Here is a 23,543-nt window from a genome sequence, read left to right on the forward strand (position 1 = left end):
CAAATGAAAAAGATCATATATCTGCTATTGTTGGTATCGCTTAGCTCAGCGTGTAACAAAGAACTTACTGAAAACCCCAATGGCCAGCTGGTGGGCGATGATGCCCTGCGTACCATCGAGGGATTACAAACAGCGTTGACAGGCGCCTATCAACCTTTAAAAAACGGCTATACGTCGGGCTTTGCCACCGCTGCGCTGGATGCCGTATTGATGGGGTCCGATGATCTGACCACGCATCCAGCCAGTAATAAACAGGAGTTAAGGGAGATGGATCAATTCGCAGTTAATTCCACCAACGGCCGTATCAACGTTATCTGGCTGGGCTGCTATAAGTCTATCCAGAACGCCAATAATATCATCGCTAATTATGAAAAGGCAGGTACTTCCGATAACATCAAACAGATTGGCGGGGAAGCCTATTTTTTGAGAGCATTCTCTTATTTCTGGCTGGTGCGGCTATGGGGCAACATTCCATTGATTACCACATCGAAGTATAGTCCCGATTTGCTGACAGTGAAAAAGAGCAGCCCGGCGCAGGTGTATGCATTGATTGAAGCAGACCTGAAAAAAGCAGAAACGCTTATGGGTAACAGCAAGCCGGCAGCCGGAAGAGCAAGTGCAGGTACAGCCAAAGCATTGCTGGCAGAAGTATACCTGACCGAAGCAGGGTATCCGCTTAAAGATGCTTCCAAATATGCGCTGGCGGCGGCTAAAGCCAAAGAAGTGATCGATAACAAAGCTGCTTATGGCTTTGATCTTGTTCCTGATTTCGGCAGCTTATGGACAGGTACCCCTGCCAGTAATAATACACCGGAAGATGTATTTGCGCTGCAGTTCTGCAATAGCTGCGGTAACCCGAGCACCCTGTATGGAAAATCAAGTATGCCGGGAGATGAAGCCGGATGGGACGATTATTTCTGTGAAATTACTTTCTTCAATAATTTTCCTGCAGGAAAAAGAAAAGATGTAACTTTTTATACCGTCTTTAAAACCAGCGCCGGAAATATCAACTGGCAAAATGGCCAGACAAAACATCCTTATTATAATAAGTTCAGGGTAAACACGCCTACGCCCGGTTTCCTTACCTCCGCCAGCGATCTTTCTGTAAAACTGTTGCGTTATGCACAGGTATTACTTACTTATGCGGAAGCCCAGGCACGCTCTACCGGCGCTCCTTCAGTGGATGCATACAATGCAGTAAACAAGATACGGGAACGCGCAGGGCTCAGCGATCTGCCGGCAGGGTTATCAGGCGATGTATTTGCCACTGCTGTCGTGAATGAACGTGGTTGGGAATTTGCCGGAGAGTACACCCGGTGGTTCGACCTCCAACGACTGGAACTCGTGGAATCCGCCAATTCCAACAAAGCGCCGGACGATTTGAAACCACTGAATGCCATTACCAAAGACCGGTACTGGTTACCCATCCCTTACAACGACCAACAGATCAATACTGGCTTATAGCAAAGAAAACGGCCTGACATCCATTTTTTACCTTATAAAACCTTCAACATGAAAAAGAGCACATCCCTGTTTTTAATGGCATGCACTTGCTTGGCTTCCTGTGCAAAACAAACGGACCTGGAAAAGCTGAACCGGGGGAAATCCGCGGTAGCTGGGGCGGTGGGTACCGTCTACTATGTAGATCCCAATGGCAGCGATAGCAACTCCGGTACCAGCACCAGCACTGCCTGGCAAACCCTGGCGAAAGTTAACGCTGTAACATTTGCTCCCGGCGATCAGATCCTGTTGCTGAGTGGTGGTGTATGGAACGATACTTTACATCCCAAAGGATCAGGAAGTGCGGGCGCCCCTATCATTATTGATACATATGGCGGCACTGCCCGTCCTGTTATCAATGGCGGAGGAAAAGTGAATGGCTCCAATACCCTGTTGTTAGACAGAGTATCATACTGGACAGTGAACAACCTGGAAATAACGAATACGGTGCCCACCAGCGTGACCTATGCTGCCACGGGGATACGCGTGAACGGCGGCAGTGCTGCTACAGATCCTTTCAATTCCAATATTACCATTACCAATTGCTATGTGCATGACGTAAATGCAGCAACGGTTAAACAAACCAACTACGCCAAAGGAACAGGTGGTATTATCGTTAACGGAAAACTAACTGATGTACTCGTACAAAGCTGCCATATAGCCAATTGCTCCGTAGAAGGCATGCGTACTACAGGTGCTACCGACATGGCGAACAGGCTAAAAAATATTGTATTCGACAATAACCTTATTGAAAATATCTACGGCGATGGGATTGTCATGTCGTCAGTCAGCAGCGGCAGTAAAGTTACCAACAACACTGTTTACAATGCCTGTATGACTATGGATGCAAATTTTGCCGGTATATGGACAGTGGCCAGTAACAATACGCTTGTTGCTCACAACGAAGTATATGGAATGAAAGGTGGCGGCGCCAACGATGGGGAAGCGTTCGATGCAGATGGCTGGACAACTCCTACTGCAGCGGATGGTGATATTTTTGAGTATAACTATTCTCACGACAACAATGGTGGATTTATGTTGTTTATGGGATACTCCAATAACATCACAGTAAGATATAACGTGAGTGTTAACGATGTTGGAACATTAGGAGGATACACCAAGAAATTGTTCTGGATTGAAAATACAGCTAACAACAACCGGCAGATATACAACAATGTATTTTACATAAAAAATCCGGCGAACGAGCTGTTTAATGTTAGTGGTGGCTCCGGCCAGCCTGTTGCCACTTTCTCCAACAATATCTTTTATACTACATCAACAGTGAGCAATGCGTCAAATATAACACCCGTGGCCAGTATGAAGTTTTATAACAACTGTTTATATCCGTCTGCCACCTTCTCTTCACTGAACTGGGGAGCCGCTGTTCGCAGCAACAACTTCTATGCGAATCCATACTTTATAAATCCGGCATCCGGAACCGGCGTCGGCGTGGCGAATGGATATAATATTGCCGACACTTCCCGTTGCCGTAATGCCGGTATAGTTATGAGCAACAATGGCGGCATTGATTTCTCGGGAAATACGTTACCTGCCAGCAGTCCGGATGTGGGCGCCTTTCAACACGCCGTTATATCACAGGCCGGCAGCACACTTGCCGATGCCTATGTGCGTGATGGGAGCTATGCCGGCATAAATTATGGCACCGACACCCTGTTGATAGTTAAATCGGATGCAGTTTCCTATGCGCGTAAATCTTACCTGAAGTTTAATTTCACACAGGTAGGGTCGCCGAATGTAAGTGCAGCAAACCTTAGCATGTATTGCATTGGCGCCGGCACAACCAATACCATCAATATTTACAGCACCACTACCAAAAGCTGGGTCGAGAACGCTATTACCTGGAACAACGCCCCAATGGACACAACACTCGTTGGACAGGTAACCGTAACCGGTGCGGGATGGTATAACATGGATGTAACCAGCGCAGTAAACAGGGAGCTACAGGCTGGCAGCAAAGTGGTATCGCTGTTGCTCATGAATACAGGGCCTTTTAACTCAAACGGATATACGTCGTTTTACAGCAGGGAAACTGCTGTAAATAAGCCTGTTCTACAGCTCCAATATTGACTTGTTATTAATAATAACTTTCATCAAAAAGTTGTTTGTCTGCCTGTTAACAGGCAGACAAACAACCACACGCCCCGGTATAGCTCAACACCACTATCAATAGCTTTGGATCAGTAAATACATACAATGAAAAGAAAGTACTTCATCACCCTCGCCGCCTGTTTTATTACGCTATTCAGCTACGCTGGCGACGCTCCGAGGTTATATCTAAATCTGAACAGCGACTGGAGCTTCCATTTTGCATACGATATCCGGAAAAACGCACCACTAGAGCAGGTTACACTGCCGCATACCTGGAACACCAAAGATATTTTCAACGGACAGTTACATTACTATCGCGGCACAGGAATTTACAACCGCAAGCTGGCTTATCATCCTGAATGGAAAGACAAAAGAGTATTCCTTTATTTTGAAGGCGCCAATTCGGTAGCAGATGTACTCGTGAACAACAAATTTGTCACAGAACATAAAGGTGGCTATACCGCATTTTGTGCAGAGATTACTTCCTATCTTACAAGCGGAACAAACAATTCGATCACCGTGCAAGTCAGCAATGCAGCACGAATGGATGTACTCCCGCTCTCCGGCGATTTCAACGTATTCGGTGGATTGCATCGTCCTGTATGGTTGATTGTTACCAATAAAAACTGCATCACCCCACTCGATTACGCATCGCCGGGGGTGTATATCAGTCAACATAAATCAACTGCTGCCGAGGCTTCGGTGAATATACTCACTAAACTGTCGCTGAGCGCTCCTGCTCAGCAGCTGGAAGCACGTACCATTGTAAAAGATGCAGCACAACATGAAGTAGCAAGAGAACAAACCGCCATTACAGCCGGTGATTCGCTCGTACAGCAAGCACTCACTATCAGCAGGCCACATCTGTGGAATGGGAGAGCCGATCCCTATCTTTACCAGGTAACGGTGCAGTTATTCCAAAACAACCAGCTGATTGATGAAATCACACAACCATTGGGATTACGTTCCTTTGAGGTAAATGCCAATACCGGATTTATGCTCAACGGCCGCCACTTCGACCTGTATGGTTTTGGATTACATGAAGATGTAGATGGGCGGGGTTCCGCACTGCTGAAAAGCGATCATGAAAAAGATATGGCACTGATCGTAGAATCAGGAGCTACAGCGATGCGACTGACCCATTATCCGCATTTAAATTATTTCTACGAACTGGCAGACAAGAACGGTATTATTCTGTGGACAGAAATTCCTCTGGTGGGCCCCGGTGGCTATACAGGCACTGGTTTTGTTGACGATCCGGAATTAAAAGCCCATGCCCGGCAGCTACTCACAGAAATGATACGGCAACAATACAATCATCCATCCATTGTTTTCTGGGGTTTGTTCAATGAACTGAAACTGGATTACGATGATCCGATTCCATTCTTAACGGAGCTCCGGCAAATTGCAAAAAAGGAAGATCCTTCAAGAATCATTACCTGCGCTACTTTCATTGACTCAGATCATTTCAATACCGTCAGCGATGCTATCGCCTGGAATAAATACTATGGATGGTACGGAGGTACCTTTAAAGACATGGGCACCTGGGCAGACGACATGCACAGGAAGTTTCCGGAAAAACCCATCGGCGTGAGCGAATATGGCGCCGGCGCTAATATTCATCAACATCAGGAGATACAGAAAGCTCCCATCGCCGACGGCGATTTCCATCCGGAAGAATGGCAGACAGCCTATCATGAGGCAACCTGGGCAGCATTGGCAGCGCGGCCTTTTATCTGGGGGAAATTTGCCTGGGCACTGGCCGATTTCAGTTCATCTATCCGGAATGAAGGCGGAATCGGCGGGCTCAATGATAAAGGCCTCGTTACCTACGACCGGCGTGTAAAAAAAGATGCTTATTATTTTTATAAAGCAAACTGGAGCCAGGAACCCATGCTTTATTTAACAGAAAAGCGTTCGGTTAACAGAAAGCAGGTGGCAACAGCTGTTAAAGCCTATACCAACCTGCGTAATGCATCTCTCTATATCAACAACAAAAACATGGGAACAGCCAACCGTGATTCTATTGGCCGGGTCATCTGGGAACATGTTACGCTGCAGCCAGGTAAAAATATTATTACGGTAAAGGCTACACGCAATGGAAAAGTATTACAGGACAGCTGCGTATGGAATGTTGAAAATACCACGCCCGACGGGCACTGACGATAATATTCTCTGATTACTCTAAAACAATGATTTATGAAAACTGCAAAAATCTTATTGTTTTCCGCTGCCGCCATCACTGCGGTGATGGCCTGTCAGAAAAACACCGTGCTGGATAAGCCCTCGGGTAAATCGACCGCTGTAGTTGATTCTACCGATGTCGACAAATTACTGGCTAACTACAAACTGGTATGGAACGATGAGTTCAACGGTACCATAATGGATACCAGTAAATGGAGCTACCGGGCAAACGGAACAGTAAGAGGATATGCCACCGTGGATGGCGCCAGAACTATTTCGCTGGATGGAAAAGGTAACATGGTTATACAGGTAACAAAAGAAGGCAGCACTTACTATGTAGGACAGGCAAGCACCGACGGGCACTTCAATCCTAAATATGGATATTATGAATGCAGGGCGAGAATGAATAAATATATCGGTCCTCATATCGGATTCTGGCTGCAATCTCCCACGATGGGCAATGCTCCCTACAATAATCCGGCAGTGAATGGCGCAGAAGTGGATATCTTCGAATACCACCGCAAAACGCCGGGGCAGGTGTGGCAAACCATTCATATCAATGGCTACGGCACCTATCACCAATCTCAGGGCGTTCAAATCCCCTATCCTGCCGTGGATACAGGGTTCCATACTTTTGGATTGTTATGGACCGATTCTACCTATAAGTTTTACGTAGACGGTAACAAAACCTGGGAAACCACTTTTGGATTATCAAAACGTACTGAGTATATCATTTTAAGTACAGAGCTCACTGGCTTCGGGGGCACTCCTTCGCTGGGTACTTACCCCGACAGTGTGATCTACGACTACGTGCGCGTGTATCAGCCGAAGTAATATGGATTTAAAGGGATCTTACACTTCAGCAGGCACTGGTTTTACCAGTGCTTTTTTTATGCCCGGCAGGCAGCTGCTACCGGTTCCGGAAAAAGCGTAATTTTACATTATGGAAAATCTGGACGAAATAATAGAATTCAAATCCTCACCAGCGCTGGTAGAAGCCATGTATAAGTATGGAACAACAAAGCGCTATAAAACCGGTGAGATCATTTTCAATGAAAAGTCCTGTATCCGGTCTATTCCCATCATTACCAAAGGAATTCTGAAAGTTATCCGGACGGAAGAAGACGGCAGGGAAATTCTGCTCTACTATATAAAAGCCGGTGAGAGCTGCATCATGTCCTTTATGGGAGGGTTACTCAATGAAACCAGCAAAGTAAAAGCTGAGGTGGAAGAAGATGCGGAAATCCTGTTCCTGCCTATCGAAAAAGCCGCATTATTCAACAAGGAATACCCCGAATGGCTGACCTATATTTTTCGCTTGTATCACAAACGTTTTGAAGAGTTACTGGATATGGTCAATTCCACTGCCTTCAAAAAAGTAGATGAGCGGCTGTTGGCCCTGCTTAAAAAGAAAAGCGAACTTATACAATCAACTACTATCTCCATTACGCATGAGCAACTGGCAAATGAGCTGGGAACAGCGCGGGTAGTGGTTTCCAGGCTTTTAAAACAACTGGAGGAAGACGGTATGGTGCAACTCGGCAGAAACAAGATCGTGCTTCTGTAACTAAAGTAGCTGTAAAACTGTTTTCCCCGCTGCAATTTTGCTGTATTATTTACAGCAGCTATGGAAATTGCAGGATATCTTTCTTCTATTCTTATAGGAGTGGCTTTAGGACTTATTGGCGGAGGTGGCAGTATTCTGACCGTTCCTGTGCTGGTATATCTTTTCAGTATCGATGCGGTGTCAGCTACCGCGTATTCATTATTTGTGGTAGGTACCACCAGTGCCGCCGGGTCAATTGCATATTTCAGGAATGGCCTGGTCAGCCTGCGAACAGCCATCATTTTTGGCATTCCGTCCGTTGTGGCGGTTTTCCTGACCCGTACTTTTATTGTACCTGCTATACCGCACAACATTTTCCAGTTGGGTAATTTTATTGTCACAAGAGATCTCCTGCTGATGATCCTCTTTGCCGTGCTCATGATCGTTGCATCCTACAACATGATCAGCAGGCCATCTCCCGGGATAAATAAAGCAGTCAATTCTTCCGGCCATCTCCGCATATTGCTGCAAGGCATATTTGTAGGCGCTATCACCGGTCTGATTGGCGCAGGTGGCGGTTTTCTGATTATACCGGCGCTGGTTGGCGGGTTAAAGATGCCGATGAAACAAGCCATCGGAACATCCCTGGTGATCATTGCCATCAATTCAGCATTCGGATTTTTGTCATCACTCGCTAATAACGCCGTCGACTGGCAACTACTGCTGCGTATCACCCTCATTGCGATGGTGGGAGTGTTTATAGGTACTCAGATTTCCCAAAAGCTCGACGGAGGGAAATTAAAGCCTGTTTTTGGCTGGTTCGTGCTGGTCATGGGCATTTACATCATCATAAAAGAAACCTGGCTTAAATAGGCTTTATACACGCAAATTTCCGTTGTGTAACCAAAGTAACTGTAGGCGCAAAAATAAAGCGGGATCTTTGATTCATCATCATTCAAAATAAAAACAGTATCATGTTTTTTCAACACGTTTACGATAAAAGCCTGGCGCAGGCCAGTTATGTAATAGGCTGTCAGGCTAAGGGAATCGCCCTGGTTATTGATCCCCAAAGGGATATTGATATATATCTGGAGATAGCCAGGCAGCAAAACCTCCGGATTACGCACATCACTGAAACCCATATCCATGCGGATTTTCTCAGTGGCTCGCGTGAGCTGGCCGCGGCTACCGGAGCAGCGCTCTGGCTCTCTGATGAAGGGGATGAGAACTGGCAATACGAGTTTGTACATCATGGATTGAAACACGGCGACAAGATCACGGTTGGCAACCTGACACTGGAAGTATTGCATACACCGGGGCATACGCCGGAGAGTATCAGCTTTCTGCTGACTGATCATCCGGCGAGCGATAAGCCGGTAATGGTATTTACGGGAGATTTTGTTTTTGTGGGAGATATCGGTCGCCCTGACCTGCTGGAGAAAGCAGCCGGTATTATGGGTACCCGCGTAAAAGGCGCCAGGCAGATGTACGAATCCATCAGACGATTTACCGCACTTCCGGCATACGTACAGGTGTGGCCGGGCCACGGAGCAGGATCAGCCTGCGGGAAGGCCCTGGGAGCCGTTCCCAGCTCCACGGTGGGTTATGAGCTGATACGCAACTGGGCATTTCAATATGAAGCCGACGAACAGGGCTTTGTGGATTTCCTGCTGGAAGGACAACCCGAGCCGCCTAAATACTTCGCCATGATGAAGCACCTGAACAAGGTGAAACGGCCCTTACTGATAGAGGTGCCGAAACATCCGAAGCTCAGTAAAGATCAGTTCCTTTCCGCTTACCATAACGGTTTGAAGGTAATCGACACCCGCAACAAAGCAGCATTTGCCGAAGGGTTTATCCCCGGAAGCCTGAATATCCAGGGCAACAATTCCTTCTCCACCTGGATGGGCTGGCATGTTAACTATCAGGAACAATTCATATTAGTAGCTGATGATGAGCAGATCAATGACCTTACCCGGAAACTCATGCGGATCGGAATGGATAATATGTACGGATACATTTCGGATGTAGCGGCAACAGGGCTTACACTGCAAACCGCGGGCATTATCGATATCGCAGAATTCAGCACTTATGTTGGACGGGAAGACGTGCAGATCGTGGATGTACGTGGAGAAAACGAATACAACACCGCGCATATCGACGGAGCTGAGCATGTATTCACAGGCACGCTGGAAGACAACCTGCACCAGATCAGCCAGGATAAGCAGGTGGTGATCCATTGCCAGGCGGGCGATCGGGCAACTATTGCCTACTCAATTCTGAGAAAGAACGGATGGGATAACGTAAAGAATTATTCCGGAGGAATGAAAGAATGGAATGAGAAAGGAAATGTATATAAACATCTGACAGAGAAAGTATAAAAAAGCAGGAAGATGAAAAAGTATTTAAGGAACTGGAATTTGATGCGGGCACTACGACTCGTTATGGGAATCATCATTGCCGTTCAGGGTTTTCAGTCCGGGCAATGGATGGTGGCGGGATTAGGAAAATAAAATCATCACCAATTAAACATTAAGACAATTACATGCTTGAAACGCTGAAACAACCCTGGCCCTGGTATGTTGCCGGGCCGCTCATAGGGCTTACGGTGCCGGCGCTGCTGATACTGGGTAATAAATCTTTTGGGATCAGTGCATCGCTGCGCCACATCTGTGCGTCGTGTATGCCGGCCAATATTCCCTTCTTCAAATATGACTGGAAGAAAGAGGCGTGGAACTTATTCTTTGTTTTCGGGATATTGCTGGGAGGCCTGATAGCGGCGCATTTACCGGGCAATCCGGCGCCGGTGAATATAAACCCTATGCTGGCAAAGGAATTGGCTGGTTATGGCATCACCAATTACAATAACCTGGTTCCGGCAGATATCATGAACTGGCCATCTCTGTTCACCATAAAAGGCTTACTGCTGATGGTAGCCGGTGGTTTCCTGGTAGGCTTCGGCGCCCGTTATGCGGGAGGATGTACCAGTGGGCATGCTATTATGGGCTTGTCGAATCTGCAATGGCCGTCTTTAGTGGCCACCATCTGCTTTATGGCCGGCGGCTTTATCATGGCCAATCTTATACTGCCTTTTATATTAACGCTCTAAGTACGGAACCGATGAAACAGCATACAGATTTTGAAGTAAGATCACAGGATACTATATGTATCAATGAAAGCACACTGCAGCACAAATGGTATCATAACATAAAATACCTGATTGTTGGAATACTCTTCGGAATAGTATTCGTGAAATCAGAAGTTATCAGTTGGTTCCGCATACAGGAAATGTTCCGCCTGCAATCCTTTCATATGTATGGTATTATCGGAAGCGCCATAGTGGTGGGAATGATTTCGGTGTGGCTGATTAAGAAATTCAATGTAAAAACCATTTACGGTGAACCCATTACTATTTCACCGAAGAAATTCAACAAAGGGCAGATCTATGGCGGGCTTATCTTTGGTTTAGGCTGGGCGCTTACCGGCGCCTGCCCCGGACCGTTGTTTGCGCAGATTGGTACCGGAGCTGGCGTTGTTGCTGTTACACTGCTGAGCGCCGTAGCAGGTACCTGGGTGTATGGATGGCTCAGGGAAAGGTTGCCGCACTGAGTAGAATTACGAATAGGGAGTGAAGAATGAAGAAACAGCGCGGAGATTTTAGCGAATAATGCTACTGCGCTGTTTCTTCATTCTTCACTCCCCATTCGTAATTCCTATCGTATCTTTGTTCCAGAAATAACGACGCATGAATTTTCAGGTAATTGCACCGCCTGCGGCCCTCAGAAATTATGTACGCCACTTCTGGATACTGGAGAACCGGACAGATGATCTGTCTGAAAAGGCATTCACGGTGATGTGTAATGGAGCGCCAGGGATTATCTTCCAGGAAGATCCCAGGGCGTTCACAGGTTTTGAAGGCGAACAGTTACCACAATTATTTGTTTTCGGCCAGGCAAAAAAATACGGGCAATTGCGTTGCAGTGGCAGCTTTCGTACCATTGGCGTAAATTTTCAGCCTACTGCACTTAAAGCAGTATTTGGCCTGGATGCCAATGAGCTGACGCAGCAGAATACCTGTATTACTCAGCTGACCAGTACGCTGCTAACCGAGCAATTAATGGATTGCAGCACCGTGCAGCAGCAGATTGCCTGTTTCTCCTCCTTTCTGCTCGGGCTGGCACACCGTGGGGAAGGCGACGATAAGAAGGTGGAATATGCTGTTTCAGCCATACAACGGGGCGAGCAGTTATCCCGCGTGCTACGTGATCTCAACCTGTCGGAACGCTCGCTCGAACGGCTCTTTCACACACATGTCGGCATTACTCCCATCCTGTTTGCCCGAATCGCCCGTTTCCAGCACTCATTATCGCTTTTACGCCAGAACGGCTCTCTTTCACTCACTGATATCGCCCATTCGACTGGTTATTACGACCAATCGCATTTTATCCGCGACTTTAAACTATTCTCCGGAGCGAGTCCGGGTATTTACCAACGCAATACCATAGAGCGGATGCCCGGTTTCCCCGAATGGCAGTCTTAAAAAAAGAGGCTGTCGGTTTTTTACAATTTAAATGCAATCACTGCTGGTAACTTTGCTTCAAATAAGTTATTTTCTATCATACAAACAGTTAGAATATGCAGCAGCATGTAAAAACGATACCGGATAATACCGCCATACGTACGGCTTTATGGAGAGCGTTACATCTGCAGGTAGATGCTCCGCCTCACCTGCTGGAAGATGAAGTAGGCCTGCAATTGATAGCCCCGGAAGCAAACTGGCAGCAACGGCCCGACATGCACCCGGAAGGTACCAAACAGGCGCGTATCTCCATCGTTACGCGGGCGCGGTTCGCTGAAGATCTGGTGACAGCAGCCATGGACCGGGGCGTGCAGCAATATGTGATCCTGGGCGCTGGCCTGGATACATTTGCTCTCAGGAGAAAGGATCTCATTGATAAAGTAACCGTATATGAGATTGATGAACCCGCCACGCAGGCATGGAAACAACAACGCCTGACCACGCTCGGAATACCGGTACCAGAACGGTTACACTTCGTGCCGGTTGATTTTGAAAAGACCGCCAACTGGCTTTCTTCATTAACAGCCGCAGGTTTCGATACCAGCCGCCCGGCTGTGGTGGCCTGTACCGGCGTAAGTATGTACCTCACACACGAGGCCATCCTGGGATTGCTTCAACAAGTGGCTACATTGGCGCCGGGTTCTACACTGGCCATGTCGTTCCTGTTACCGAAAGAACTGGCGAGCCCGGAAGAACAACGCCTGCTGGAAATGGCCATGAAAGGAGCTCAGGCAGCAGGAACTCCCTTTCTCAGCTTCTTCACACCAACAGAAATGCTGACACTTGCTGCAAAAGCAGGTCTGCACAATGGGGAAATCGTGTCTGCCGGCGATCTTACCAACCGGTATTTCGCAGACAGAAAAGACGGACTCGGTCCCTCCACCGGCGAACCAATACTGGTTGCCACTACCTAACGGATACGGATAAACGTTATAGCGAAAGCCGGAGATCATCTGATTTCCGGCTTTTTCAGTTGTTCCTGCCGGCTCTTTTCCAAGTCCGGAAGTGGCCGTACACTGTGCAAAAGCGGACACTCATCCAATAGCAGATTACTGATTATCAAACTCTTAACTAACGGCATTATCTTAGTGCCGTGGAATGAGCCAGCAAAAAATATGATATGTTCAAGAACTACCTGAAAATAGCATTCCGAAACATGGTGAAGAACAAGATACATTCCTTCATCAACATAGCAGGCCTTTCGGCAGGCATGGCAGTTGCCATCCTGATTGGCTTGTGGATATGGAATGAATTGTCGTTCGATAAACAGAACAGGCATTATGAACGCATCGCACAGGTATACCAGAACCAGACCTTCAACGGAAAAATCGATACCTGGTTTGCGATGCCCTTCCCGCTGTCGGAAGTTCTTCGTCATGACTACGGCGGCAATTTTAAATATGTAGTGATGTCGTCGTGGACACAGGCTCATATCCTTGCTACCGCCGATCGAAAACTGACCAGGGAAGGCAATTTCATGGAGGAACACGGCCCGGATATCATGGACCTTCAGATGGAGGCCGGCAGTTCCAGTCTGAAGGATCCAAATACGATTCTGCTTTCAAAATCTACAGCCCGGGCAATTTTTGGTGATGCAGATCCAATGAATAAGCTCATCAGGGTAGATAATCAGCTGGATGTGAAAGTAGGTGGTATTTACCAGGATCCTCCGGATAATTCTTCGTTTGCGCGTGTTGGTTATGTAATCCCCTGGGCGGTGATGCCGGTTATAGAAACCTGGATAAAAAAAATGGACTATCTCTGGGGAAACAATATCTGCCAGGTTTTCGTGGAACTGGGCGATCATGTGAACATCGATCAGGCAGCTGCGAGTATCCGGAATGCAAAGCTGAATAATATCCGCGCGGATGAAAAGAAATTCCAACCGCTGTTGTATTTGCAGCCGATGAAAAAGTGGCACCTGTATGGAGAATTTAAAAATGGAGTAAATACAGGTGGCGATATTCGTTTTATATGGCTCTTCGGTGTTATAGGCGCATTTGTATTGCTGTTAGCCTGCATTAATTTCATGAACCTCAGCACAGCACGATCAGAGAAAAGGGCTAAGGAAGTAGGCATCCGTAAATCGATAGGTTCGCAACGAAGCCAGCTGATACTTCAGTTTTTTAGCGAGTCATTGTCATTGTCGTTTTTGTCTTTGGTAATGGCGCTGCTGCTCGTACAGCTTTTACTTCCTGCTTTTAATAGTGTGGCAGATAAAAAAACAGGCATTCTCTGGACCAATCCATTCTTCTGGCTGTTGTGTATTGTTTTTTGCATCATCACAGGATTGATTGCCGGCAGCTACCCTGCATTATATCTCTCCTCTTTCCGCCCCGTAAAAGTATTGAAAGGCACCTTCAGAGCCGGCCGCAATGCAGCTATTCCCCGCAAGGTGCTCGTAGTAACACAGTTTTGCGTTTCCATTATATTGATCATTGGTACGACAGTAATATTTCGCGAGATACAATTCGCAAGAAACCGTCCGGTAGGATACTCCCGCGAAGGACTTGTCGCTATACGATTATATACCCTCGACATTCACAATCATTTTGATGTTGTCAGAAATGAATTAAAAAATACAAACGCTATTGTAGAGATGGCTGAATCTGCCAGTGCCCTTACCAATGTAGCATCTACTTCCGGCGGTTTCGAATGGACAGGCAAAGATCCTTCCCTCGCAGTTGATTTCCCTAATAACGGTGTATCATACGACTATGGGCAGACGGTAGGCTGGCAATTTAAGGCCGGAAGAGATTTCTCGCGCGACTTTGCTTCTGATACCGCAGCATTTGTCGTAAACGAAAGTGCCGTAAAATTTATGGGATTAAAAGATCCGATAGGTGAAGTGGTGAAATGGGGTGATCGTCCCTTCCGGATTATCGGGGTAATCCATGATATGATTGTAGAAAATCCATATCAGGCGGTGAGACCATCTTTCTACTACATGACAAAGATGGATGGAAATTTCGCGGTAATCAGAATGAATCCTGCACGGAGTGCCAATGATGCCATTGCACAAATAAAAACAATATTTGAGAAATTTAGTCCGGCCCAGCCTTTCGACTACCAGTTTGTTAACCTGGAATACGCGCGCAAGTTCAGCAGCGAAGAGCGGGATGGTAAGCTGGCCGGTTTTTTCGCAGGTCTGGCTATCCTCATCAGTTGCCTGGGACTATTTGGTATGGCCTCTTTTATGGCGGAGCAACGTACCAAGGAAATAGGTATACGTAAGATACTGGGGGCATCAGTACTTAGTTTATGGCATTTATTGTCGAGAGACTTTGTAATACTGGTAGTTATTGCTATGATCATAGCGACTCCACTCTCTTATCAGCTCATGCATAACTGGCTCTCGCGATATGATTACCAGGCGGGTATTCCGTGGTGGATATTTGTATTAACAGGAAGCGGTGCATTGCTCATCACCCTGCTGACAGTCAGTTACCAGGCTGTGAGAGCAGCGCTGAGGAATCCGGCGAAGACGTTGAAGACGGAGTAAAGAAAGAATTAGGAATATAGAATGAATAATTAAGAAGGCCAGCGAAGATGATCTTCGCTGGCCTTCTTAATTATTCATTCTATATTCCTAATTCTTTCCCTTGCTCAGCAATGATCCGATCATCAGTTCAAGTGTCTGTTCATTACTTCCATCGGTACGGAAATCGGCAAATACCAGCTGCCCATGTTGATCGATCAGAAAGTTACTGGGTTCTCCCCGTACTTTGTATGCTTTCTGCGCTTCTTCTTTTTCATCACGTAAAGGGATAAACGAATATCCGGTTCCTTTCATAAAGGGCCGTACATACGGATCCTGATCCATTGCTACATTTATGCCTACATAAACTACCTCATCCTTACTGAACTTATTAATGACATTCTGGAAATGCGGGAATTCGCCGCGGCAGGGCCCGCAGCCCGGGAACCAGAATGTGAGTAATACTACTTTTCCTTTGAAGTGTTCGAGGCTGGCATTACCGGATTGCAAATACTGAGGCAGGTTAAATCCGGGTGCAGGTTTGGTGGTTTGCGCACGAATGGCCCATACATCCTTGCTGACATCATTTTCATTTTTACCCAACAGTTTACTGTAATTGTCCAGTGCTGCTTTTATTGCATCCGTGGGTTCTTTGGCATATAGTTCTGTCAGGCCACGATATGCTTCAGCCGTATTGCCGGCTCCATGAGCTGCCTGAGCAGTTAGCAGTACCAAGGCATTTTTCAGGCTGCTGTATCTCGGAAGGCGTATACCACGCAATATTTCGCCTGCCTGCTGATATTGGTGATTGTCCAGTGCCTGGTGAACTGATATGAATTTGCGTGCCAGGGTATCTTTTGCTTTCCAGCCCTCCAGGTTACTGAGAGAAGTAGCTAATTCAAGTGCTTTCCCTGGCGTAGTATTCATGTAGATATTATACAGGCCATCCATTCCACCGGAAGACCAACTGAACTTTTCCGGGGGATAGGCTGCTTTCAGCTGTTCAAATACTTTTACTTTTTCAGTAGTATCATTTGAACGGGCGCCCAGCCAGTAGAGGCCCTGTGCCCCTCTTTCACTCTGAGGAAAACGTTTAGCCAGGTCGTATATCATGTTACGCCATTTTCCGGGATCTACGTGTTCGAAATCCATCGCATGATAAAAAGCATAGGAAGGGTCGTCTGGCGCTGCTGCAGCGGCTTTCCCCATGTACTCCCGTGACATGGATTCATTCCCCCAGCGTTCGGCATCAAAAGCAAGATCCCTCCAGGCTTTGGCCAGCTGAGGATTTATTTTCACCGCCTGCAGCAGATATGTCTTTGCCTTAGGGCTTTCAGCATCTGCATAAGCTTCGCCAATAGCGAAAGCTACATTAGCTGCTTTGGGATATTTTTTCATCCAGGCAGCATACTGACCGGCAAGCAGGGATGTTACAGAATCAGCATTGCGGAAAGAAGCGCCAGGTATGCTTTTCCGGAAGGCCTCGATAAAACGCTGATGTGCCTCCAGACTATCCGGATGGCTGGCCACCACTGCTTTGAGTTGCTGCAGATCGCTATTTTCATTTTTCGTTTGTGCATTTACGTTAGTAACTGCCATTAGTCCCAGTGCCAGACCGGCACCTAATATATTTCGTTTCTTCATATAATAAAATTTAATACTTATTCTGTTCTATTATACCGTTACTGGAAATAATTTCTGTACGTGGTATCGGCGCTGCAAAGCGGAGCGAATTTGCGGGCAGCGTATATACCTTCGTTGGCTGCGTTGTCAGTACCTGGGCATTGTTATAAGGGTAAAAAGTCCGACTCAGCACCACATCATCGGAAGGATCTTCATTATTATTAAAACGCCTGATATCAAACCAGCGCTGAGAAAACGGCATCTCCCGGCGGCGCTCCTGCAGGATCAGCTTCACTGCCTCATTTTTATCTGCAGCTGTCAGGTTCACCCAGGAGCCGGGTTTCATGCGGGCAGCACGTAACGTGTTTACAGCCGTCATACTCCCTGCTACGTCGCCTGTTCTGGCAAGGCATTCCGCCTTGATCAACAGCATCTCTGCCACAGTAGGTCCGGAGGGGATCCTGTCTTTGAAAAAGAAAACATACCCCGGATAGCTATAGGCTGGTTTAATCAGCCCTCTGTCGTACGAATAATTCTGCACCATATGATAGGTATATCGCAGGTCATGATCCTGATCGTAGAGATTCAGCAATGCCCGGGAAGGGATATACCACCAGGATTCATGATTCAACATACGGAAATAAAGAAACTCCTTCCAGCCGATCATATCCGTCATATCCGTCTGATTATTGTGGGTATAAGGATATTTGATAGTCACGGTCTGTGCCTGTGGTGTGCCGGGATTGATCGTTATACTCCCGTCTCTGCCATATTTCATGGCGGTATTGTAATCTACCAGCTGGCTGTATTCAGCCAATGCAGCGTTGGCATATTTGAGTGCTTCGGTGTAGTTATTCCGGTTGAGGTAGTACCTGGCTGCAAAACCATTTACCCCTGCTTTGCTGGCTCTCCAGTGATGTGGCACACCGTTCTGCACCAACGTCACCGTTGTTTTCAGTGCTTCGGCCAGATCGGCTTCTATTTGTGCATACACTTTTTCCAGCGGCTGCCGGGCCACCGGTTCAGTAAAATCAGTAGTTAGTTTCAATGGCAACCCGGCTGCCTGCTTATTGGCCGCGGTGTAGGGCAGGCAATAGGTATTGGCGAGTACCCAGTAGCTATAAGCCCTGATAAAATGAGCATCTGCTTTGATAATATCTTTTTCATCACTGGTGCCGCTTACTTTATCCGCATATGCGAGGGCCATATTGGCATTGAAGATCTTCTTATATTCCCCACTCCAGAAAGATTCTCTTCCATCGTCCGGCAGGTTATCGATATCCCAGAGTGTAAATTCTACCTGTGCCATGGAAAAGGTAGAAGGCCGGGCATTAAACAATTCTACCGGCAGGTCAGCATCATCAGTACTATAAATGGCAGTTCTGTTACCCTCCTGATAAAATGTACTGTAGTTGTTCAGCAAAGCCGATAGCTGAGCAGTAGTAGTTACTACCAGAGAACTGGTTTTTGACGGAGGAGCATCCAGGTAATTGTTACAGGAGCCAGCCATTATCCACAGTGCCGCCCCAATAAGCCAATAAGTATTTTTTACAAACATATAATGGTTGGTTTAGAGTGATAGTTTAAGGCCAAAAGTGAATTTCGGCTGAGGCTTCATTCCCCCCATTGGATATTCCGGATCTTCTCCTGCATGATTAGCCAGTATGGTGAACAAATTGTTGCCCTGTGCATATAGTTGCAGGCCGCCAACATGGAGCGCTTTCGCCAGACTGCGTTTCAGGTTGTAGGTGATATTTACTTCCTGCATGCGTATATGTGAAGCATTTTCTACCAGGTAGCTCATGTAAGGATAGAAGCGATCCCAGAAATAAAATTTAGGCTCATTGTCATTCATCGGCAGTGGCACTATTTTCATGGGATCGCCATTCATCACCTCATTCAGTTTTTTGTTAGGGAGTACCCGGCTACTCCATAATGTGGGGTAGTTGAAAGACATCCTGTTGAAGACATGCCCGAATTTGCCCGTTATAATAAAGGACAGATCAAAGTCATAGATTTTGAATGAGTTCATTATTCCCAGTGTATAGGGCGCTACCTGTGGTCCCATGGCCAACATATAATCCCTGCCATCTCCGGGTGTCCAACCTGTGAAATTATACTTGTCGCCTTTAGCACCTTTAACATAGGGTTGTTTATCGTATACGCCTGCATACTGGAAGCTCCAGAGTGTGCTCGCATCCTTTCCTTCCACATAAGCACCGGATCCGCCACTAAATAACGTATAGGCGGGGTAGTTAGCCACAAATAAACTCGTTATACGGTTACGGTTATACGAAAAATTAATATCCCCGCTCCAAACGATATCATTTTTCCTGATTGGCAGAGATGTACCTATTGTCAGCTCAATACCGCGGTTATTCATGGAAGCGTTGTTCAGCCGCTGGGAAGTAGTACCGTTCACCGCTGGTATCGACAGTACGGCTATAAGATCGCGGCCGTTTTTGTTATACATATCGATTTTCCCTCTCAGCTTTCCGTTAAACAGCATGTAATCGGCGCCCAGATTCCAGGTGCCGGTTTTCTCCCAGCGTAATGTAGGATTGCCATAGCTGGAGATAGATGCCTTGAAGTCCTGCGTATAAACATCAGGAGTGGCCGTGGTAGCGATAAGCGGACGAAATGCGGTAGACTTGTCCACGTTACCATTATACCCATAGGTCAGGCGCAGCGTGAGCCGGTCTATCCAGGTAAGCCTGGTCATAAAAGGCTCCTGTTGCAAACGCCAGGCTCCACCTATAGACCAAAAGGGTGCAAACCGGTATTTCGGATCATCAGTGATCAGGTTAGAGGCATCTGTGCGGTAACTGCCCGAGAGGGTATATCTGTTGTTGAAAGTATAGGCTGCATTAGCATACAGGGAGAAATATCTCTCTGTTCTGTAGGAAAAAGTATTGGTATAGGCAAAAGTCTGATTATTGCCCATCCAGTTTTTAATAGGATTAAACGTACCTCCGGGGCCATTGGGAAACGTTCCCAGGGTCAGTGTCTGATCGTTATAGCCGTAGGCATCCGGATTGCCGAAAGTTTGTGTAACCAGATTATTGACCTCCGAGCCGGCGATCATATTTACCTCATGCTTACGGCCAAATGAGCGATTAAAGTTCACCTGGTTACGGAAGTTATAAGCTTCTGCCCTGGTACGGTTCTGTGTAAGGATACCGCCTTTAGGCAGGTTCAGGGTAATGGCATTGGTTGTCTGATCCCAGGCAGCTGCCGTGTTTACTTTATTTCTTACGTAAAACGACTGATCGCTATACAGCCCGCGATTAAACGTGTTAAACAGCTCATACTGAATCCTGCTATCAAAAGAAATACCTTTTGCCAGCCTGAAGGTGAGCCCTGCCTGCATACGGGCGTTAAGTTGCTGGGCGGTAATATCCCTGCCGGCTATTTCCTGGATGGGATTGTAGGTCCAGTCGGAGTACGGGAATTTACTCGTAGGTACCTTTCTTTGCAGGATGGGCCAGTAGTATTGACTGATATTGGTGTACGAGCCATCCGGATTCACCAGCATATCATAAGGCGACAGCCCCTGTATATCTGCCAGGGAAACACCGTTATTATGTTGTTCGTTATACTGCAACATGGCAGAGGCGTTGAAGTCGAGCCATTTAAACACATTGGCACTGCCGCGGTAGTTGAACATATAATTTTTGTCGTAGGTTCCTTTGAAGTTGGACTGGTTTTTCCCGAACAGCAGGGAAACCACGTTGCTCATGCGTGTGCTGCCACCATAGAGCGTCAGGTTATACTGCTGATTTACGGGGTTCGACAGGAGATAGCGGGATATCTGTGAGCGGTTATCCTGTGTTTTTAGCTTGTTCAGGACAGCATCGCGTTGCGCATCCGGCAGGAAGCCCAGATAATTTTCGCTGAGTGCCACGGAGGCCTGAGACCATTGGAATCCGACATTTGAGGCAAAGTCGCCTGAGTTGGTAAGTGCTCCCCAGCGGTTGAAAGTGAGTTTTTCGTATTCCACAGTTTCCGCAGAAGAAGCCAGGGGATTGACATAGCCCAGATCAAACTTGCTGCCGACACGGGTAAATGCAGAAAGCTCCACGCGCAGTGGCACTCCTCTTGCTGATTTTTTGGTAGTCACCACTATCACTCCATTAGCGGAACGTGCGCCCCAGATGGAGGCTGCAGCAGCATCTTTCAGGATAGTAATGCTTTCCACATCGTTAGGATTGATAGAGTTAAAATCGCCCTGTACAGCGAATCCATCTACTACTACCAGTGGGCTGGCATTGGCATATAAGCTGGTTTTACCCCTGATTTCGAAGGTAGGGTTTCCGTCTACATCCAATTTTGCCTGCATACCTGCCGTAGTACCAATAAGCCGTTGTGCAATATTGATGGCCGGTTTATCGAGCTGCTGCCTGCTAATAGCATCATAAGAGCCGGTAGCGCGCTCCCGGGAAATGGTCTGATAGCCGGTCGACACTACGACTACCTTGTCCAACAGCGCGGTCTTTACCTTCAGGACGATCGTCAGGAAGGTTTTCCCCTCTGGTTTTATTCTAACTGTTTCGTACCCAACACTGCCTATAAACAGGGTCGTATGATCATCTACCTCATTCAACGAAAATTCACCTTTATCGTTGGTTACCGTACCCATCGCTTTTCCCTCCACGCGTATGCTCACGCCTACGAGGGGTTCGCCACTGACATCAGTAACGCGGCCCCGCAGGGGATATGTTTCTAAGATCGGTGTGGTGAAATCAGGCAACAGCATTCCCCTGCGCTTTATCACGATCAGGTGATCGGCGATACTGTAAGAGTACGGCAATCCCTGCAGGCATGCTTCAAGCGCCTGTTGCAGCGTTGCATTGTTCAGCCTGAGGTGATGTAATACGGTATTGTCAATCAGCCTGTTATCAGCAATGAAAGAATAGCCCGTCTGTTTTTTGATTTCGTTCAGAGCGTGGTGAATGCTCAGTTTTTCTTCAATAATAGTTACACGTTGTGAATAGATCTTAGCGCTCAGATGTAAGCTGATTATGAGTAACAAGGATGTCAGCCGCATAATCTTCCAAATTAAAAATGGCAATAAAAAGCCGTTGCCCCGGGGGGCTTTTACATTAACATTGAAATACATAATTTTGGATTGTTCGGGTAGACTTTGAAAAAGCGATAAAATTCTTAGGCGCCCGGATATTTGGCCGGGAGTGAGTAGTGATCACTTCCGGCTTTCCATTAGGACATACCGGTTAGTTAGCAGGAATTTTGAATCATGCGAAACAATTTTTTGGTTGAATAAATAATCTCCGGGGGTGGTGAGGCGCCGGTTGGTTCTATTTAAGGACGTACAAATTTTCCAACAGCTATCTTGTTGTAATACTATCGTTATGGTTGGTTAATGACTCCTGTTATCTGGCAGAAACGATTAATGTCTGATGTTCCAGACGCGCATCGATCCCATAAACAGCCAGGGCCTTTATTACGCTGGACAGATAAACATCTTTATCGATGATCCCTACAAATCCAGTACCTGGCAAAGTGCCATTCACTTTTATTTTCACATCATACCAGCGTGCGATTTTGCGTAACAACGTGGCAACGTCCCCACTTTCCAGGGAAAGCTGCCCATTGGTCCAAACTATAGCATCTCCGGCATTTTCGGGCTGGCTCAGGATTACCTGCGTTTGTCCCTTGTTCACTTGTGCCAGCTGGCCGGGTCGCAACATGGTTCCGTTCACTTTTGCCAGGCCTTCCAGTAAGGTCGTTTTCATGACAGGCTCATCTTCATATGCATTTACATTGAAGGCAGTACCGAGGTCTTCGATCACATGCCTGCCAACCCGCACTTTAAATGGCTGAGCTGCATTATGTACTACCTTGAAGTATACTTCGCCGGTAATGTCTACCACCCTTTCTTTTCCTGCAAAACTCAGCGGGTAACGAATAGAGCTGGCAGCATTCAGCCATACTTCTGTACCGTCCGGCAACAACATCTTCCATTGCCTGCTGTTATCGGTAGTAATGGTATTGTATACTGGCTGATCCGATGTTCCTTCATAGCGTATAGCGCCATTTTCTTTCACCACCTTTACCTTCCCCTGCATAGCCACTGTACCATTCGTGATGCTGTCTAACACAATCGAGCTGCCATCAGACAATTGAAGAACCGCACCATTATGGCCGGGCGCCTTGTCGTGAGCAGCCAGCAGCACAGGTGCTGTTGGCTGATGACGCTGGTACATTCCTATCCCGATGAGCAGCAAAACTGCTGCAGCCACAGTACTCCATAATAATATACGCCGCGGTCGTACCGTTCTCATCCGCTGCCCCTGCTCTGCCCGTACCCGCTGCAGTAACCGGGCTTTCATCCGTTCCTGCAAATCATTCCTCTCGTTCAACGATACATCAGCATCGCTGTTTAATTCATCCAGGCGATCCAGATAGCTCTCCACCAGCCGGATTTCCGCCGGAGTGGCCTGTCCCGCTTCGTACTTCTTCAGTATGGATAATAAATGCTTCCGATGCCAGTCGGAAAAATACAT

At 47.0% G+C, this 23,543-nt stretch carries 16 protein-coding genes; 12 read left to right on the plus strand and 4 right to left on the minus strand.

What is annotated here, in order from left to right; all coding sequences use genetic code 11:
• The first annotated feature begins 3 nt into the window (after nt 1-3).
• The 12 genes from UNH61_RS25415 (at nt 4) to UNH61_RS25470 (ending at nt 15,420) form a co-directional block, all read left to right on the plus strand.
• Nucleotides 4-1,464: a RagB/SusD family nutrient uptake outer membrane protein gene (locus tag UNH61_RS25415; protein WP_326994819.1), complete on the plus strand. Its 1,461-nt coding sequence runs from the start codon at nt 4-6 to the stop codon at nt 1,462-1,464.
• 48 nt (nt 1,465-1,512) lie between these two features.
• On the plus strand, nt 1,513-3,588 hold the full coding sequence (locus UNH61_RS25420) for a DNRLRE domain-containing protein (RefSeq protein WP_326994820.1): 2,076 nt from the start codon (nt 1,513-1,515) through the stop codon (nt 3,586-3,588).
• Nucleotides 3,589-3,714: 126 nt separating this feature from the next.
• Nucleotides 3,715-5,772 carry a glycoside hydrolase family 2 TIM barrel-domain containing protein gene (locus UNH61_RS25425; RefSeq protein ID WP_326994821.1) on the plus strand — a complete coding sequence of 686 codons (2,058 nt, stop codon included), beginning with the start codon at nt 3,715-3,717 and terminating at the stop codon, nt 5,770-5,772.
• Nucleotides 5,773-5,808: 36 nt separating this feature from the next.
• Nucleotides 5,809-6,627 (plus strand): glycoside hydrolase family 16 protein, encoded by an 819-nt coding sequence (locus tag UNH61_RS25430; RefSeq protein WP_326994822.1) that lies wholly within the window; start codon nt 5,809-5,811, stop codon nt 6,625-6,627.
• A gap of 109 nt (nt 6,628-6,736) precedes the next feature.
• Complete coding sequence (locus UNH61_RS25435; RefSeq protein ID WP_326994823.1) at nt 6,737-7,360, plus strand: Crp/Fnr family transcriptional regulator; 624 nt, start codon at nt 6,737-6,739, stop codon at nt 7,358-7,360.
• A 60-nt stretch (nt 7,361-7,420) separates the two neighbouring features.
• Nucleotides 7,421-8,212 carry a sulfite exporter TauE/SafE family protein gene (locus UNH61_RS25440; protein ID WP_326994824.1) on the plus strand — a complete coding sequence of 264 codons (792 nt, stop codon included), beginning with the start codon at nt 7,421-7,423 and terminating at the stop codon, nt 8,210-8,212.
• Nucleotides 8,213-8,313: 101 nt separating this feature from the next.
• The gene (locus tag UNH61_RS25445) at nt 8,314-9,720 is read left to right on the plus strand and encodes an MBL fold metallo-hydrolase (RefSeq protein ID WP_326994825.1); all 1,407 of its coding nucleotides are present in this window, start codon (nt 8,314-8,316) and stop codon (nt 9,718-9,720) included.
• A 164-nt stretch (nt 9,721-9,884) separates the two neighbouring features.
• Entirely contained in the window at nt 9,885-10,448 is a 564-nt protein-coding gene (locus UNH61_RS25450) for a YeeE/YedE thiosulfate transporter family protein (RefSeq protein WP_326994826.1), read from the plus strand.
• An 11-nt stretch (nt 10,449-10,459) separates the two neighbouring features.
• Entirely contained in the window at nt 10,460-10,948 is a 489-nt protein-coding gene (locus tag UNH61_RS25455; RefSeq protein WP_326994827.1) for a DUF6691 family protein, read from the plus strand.
• A 136-nt stretch (nt 10,949-11,084) separates the two neighbouring features.
• Nucleotides 11,085-11,879 carry a helix-turn-helix domain-containing protein gene (locus UNH61_RS25460; RefSeq protein ID WP_326994828.1) on the plus strand — a complete coding sequence of 265 codons (795 nt, stop codon included), beginning with the start codon at nt 11,085-11,087 and terminating at the stop codon, nt 11,877-11,879.
• A 95-nt stretch (nt 11,880-11,974) separates the two neighbouring features.
• On the plus strand, nt 11,975-12,832 hold the full coding sequence (locus UNH61_RS25465; protein WP_326994829.1) for a class I SAM-dependent methyltransferase: 858 nt from the start codon (nt 11,975-11,977) through the stop codon (nt 12,830-12,832).
• A 206-nt stretch (nt 12,833-13,038) separates the two neighbouring features.
• Nucleotides 13,039-15,420, plus strand: a complete 2,382-nt coding sequence (locus UNH61_RS25470) for an FtsX-like permease family protein (RefSeq protein ID WP_326994830.1) — start codon at nt 13,039-13,041, stop codon at nt 15,418-15,420.
• A gap of 87 nt (nt 15,421-15,507) precedes the next feature.
• On the opposite strand, the gene UNH61_RS25475 is transcribed toward UNH61_RS25470, so the two are convergent.
• The 4 genes from UNH61_RS25475 to UNH61_RS25490 form a co-directional block, all read right to left on the minus strand.
• Nucleotides 15,508-17,040, minus strand: a complete 1,533-nt coding sequence (locus UNH61_RS25475) for a TlpA disulfide reductase family protein (RefSeq protein WP_326994831.1) — start codon at nt 17,038-17,040, stop codon at nt 15,508-15,510.
• Nucleotides 17,041-17,050: 10 nt separating this feature from the next.
• On the minus strand, nt 17,051-18,577 hold the full coding sequence (locus UNH61_RS25480; RefSeq protein WP_326994832.1) for a RagB/SusD family nutrient uptake outer membrane protein: 1,527 nt from the start codon (nt 18,575-18,577) through the stop codon (nt 17,051-17,053).
• A 12-nt stretch (nt 18,578-18,589) separates the two neighbouring features.
• Entirely contained in the window at nt 18,590-22,066 is a 3,477-nt protein-coding gene (locus tag UNH61_RS25485; RefSeq protein ID WP_326994833.1) for a SusC/RagA family TonB-linked outer membrane protein, read from the minus strand.
• Between the two features lie 343 nt (nt 22,067-22,409).
• Nucleotides 22,410-23,543: a FecR domain-containing protein gene (locus UNH61_RS25490; RefSeq protein ID WP_326994834.1), complete on the minus strand. Its 1,134-nt coding sequence runs from the start codon at nt 23,541-23,543 to the stop codon at nt 22,410-22,412.

This window comes from Chitinophaga sp. 180180018-3 (assembly GCF_037893185.1).
GTDB lineage: Bacteria > Bacteroidota > Bacteroidia > Chitinophagales > Chitinophagaceae > Chitinophaga.

Coding starts and splice junctions, on each gene's coding strand:
- UNH61_RS25415 (WP_326994819.1), top strand. CDS start 4: ATGAAAAAGATCATATATCTGCTATTGTTGGTATCGCTTAGCTCAGCG.
- UNH61_RS25420 (WP_326994820.1), top strand. CDS start 1,513: ATGAAAAAGAGCACATCCCTGTTTTTAATGGCATGCACTTGCTTGGCT.
- UNH61_RS25425 (WP_326994821.1), top strand. CDS start 3,715: ATGAAAAGAAAGTACTTCATCACCCTCGCCGCCTGTTTTATTACGCTA.
- UNH61_RS25430 (WP_326994822.1), top strand. CDS start 5,809: ATGAAAACTGCAAAAATCTTATTGTTTTCCGCTGCCGCCATCACTGCG.
- UNH61_RS25435 (WP_326994823.1), top strand. CDS start 6,737: ATGGAAAATCTGGACGAAATAATAGAATTCAAATCCTCACCAGCGCTG.
- UNH61_RS25440 (WP_326994824.1), top strand. CDS start 7,421: ATGGAAATTGCAGGATATCTTTCTTCTATTCTTATAGGAGTGGCTTTA.
- UNH61_RS25445 (WP_326994825.1), top strand. CDS start 8,314: ATGTTTTTTCAACACGTTTACGATAAAAGCCTGGCGCAGGCCAGTTAT.
- UNH61_RS25450 (WP_326994826.1), top strand. CDS start 9,885: ATGCTTGAAACGCTGAAACAACCCTGGCCCTGGTATGTTGCCGGGCCG.
- UNH61_RS25455 (WP_326994827.1), top strand. CDS start 10,460: ATGAAACAGCATACAGATTTTGAAGTAAGATCACAGGATACTATATGT.
- UNH61_RS25460 (WP_326994828.1), top strand. CDS start 11,085: ATGAATTTTCAGGTAATTGCACCGCCTGCGGCCCTCAGAAATTATGTA.
- UNH61_RS25465 (WP_326994829.1), top strand. CDS start 11,975: ATGCAGCAGCATGTAAAAACGATACCGGATAATACCGCCATACGTACG.
- UNH61_RS25470 (WP_326994830.1), top strand. CDS start 13,039: ATGTTCAAGAACTACCTGAAAATAGCATTCCGAAACATGGTGAAGAAC.
- UNH61_RS25475 (WP_326994831.1), bottom strand. CDS start 17,040: ATGAAGAAACGAAATATATTAGGTGCCGGTCTGGCACTGGGACTAATG.
- UNH61_RS25480 (WP_326994832.1), bottom strand. CDS start 18,577: ATGTTTGTAAAAAATACTTATTGGCTTATTGGGGCGGCACTGTGGATA.
- UNH61_RS25485 (WP_326994833.1), bottom strand. CDS start 22,066: ATGCGGCTGACATCCTTGTTACTCATAATCAGCTTACATCTGAGCGCT.
- UNH61_RS25490 (WP_326994834.1), bottom strand. CDS start 23,543: ATGTATTTTTCCGACTGGCATCGGAAGCATTTATTATCCATACTGAAG.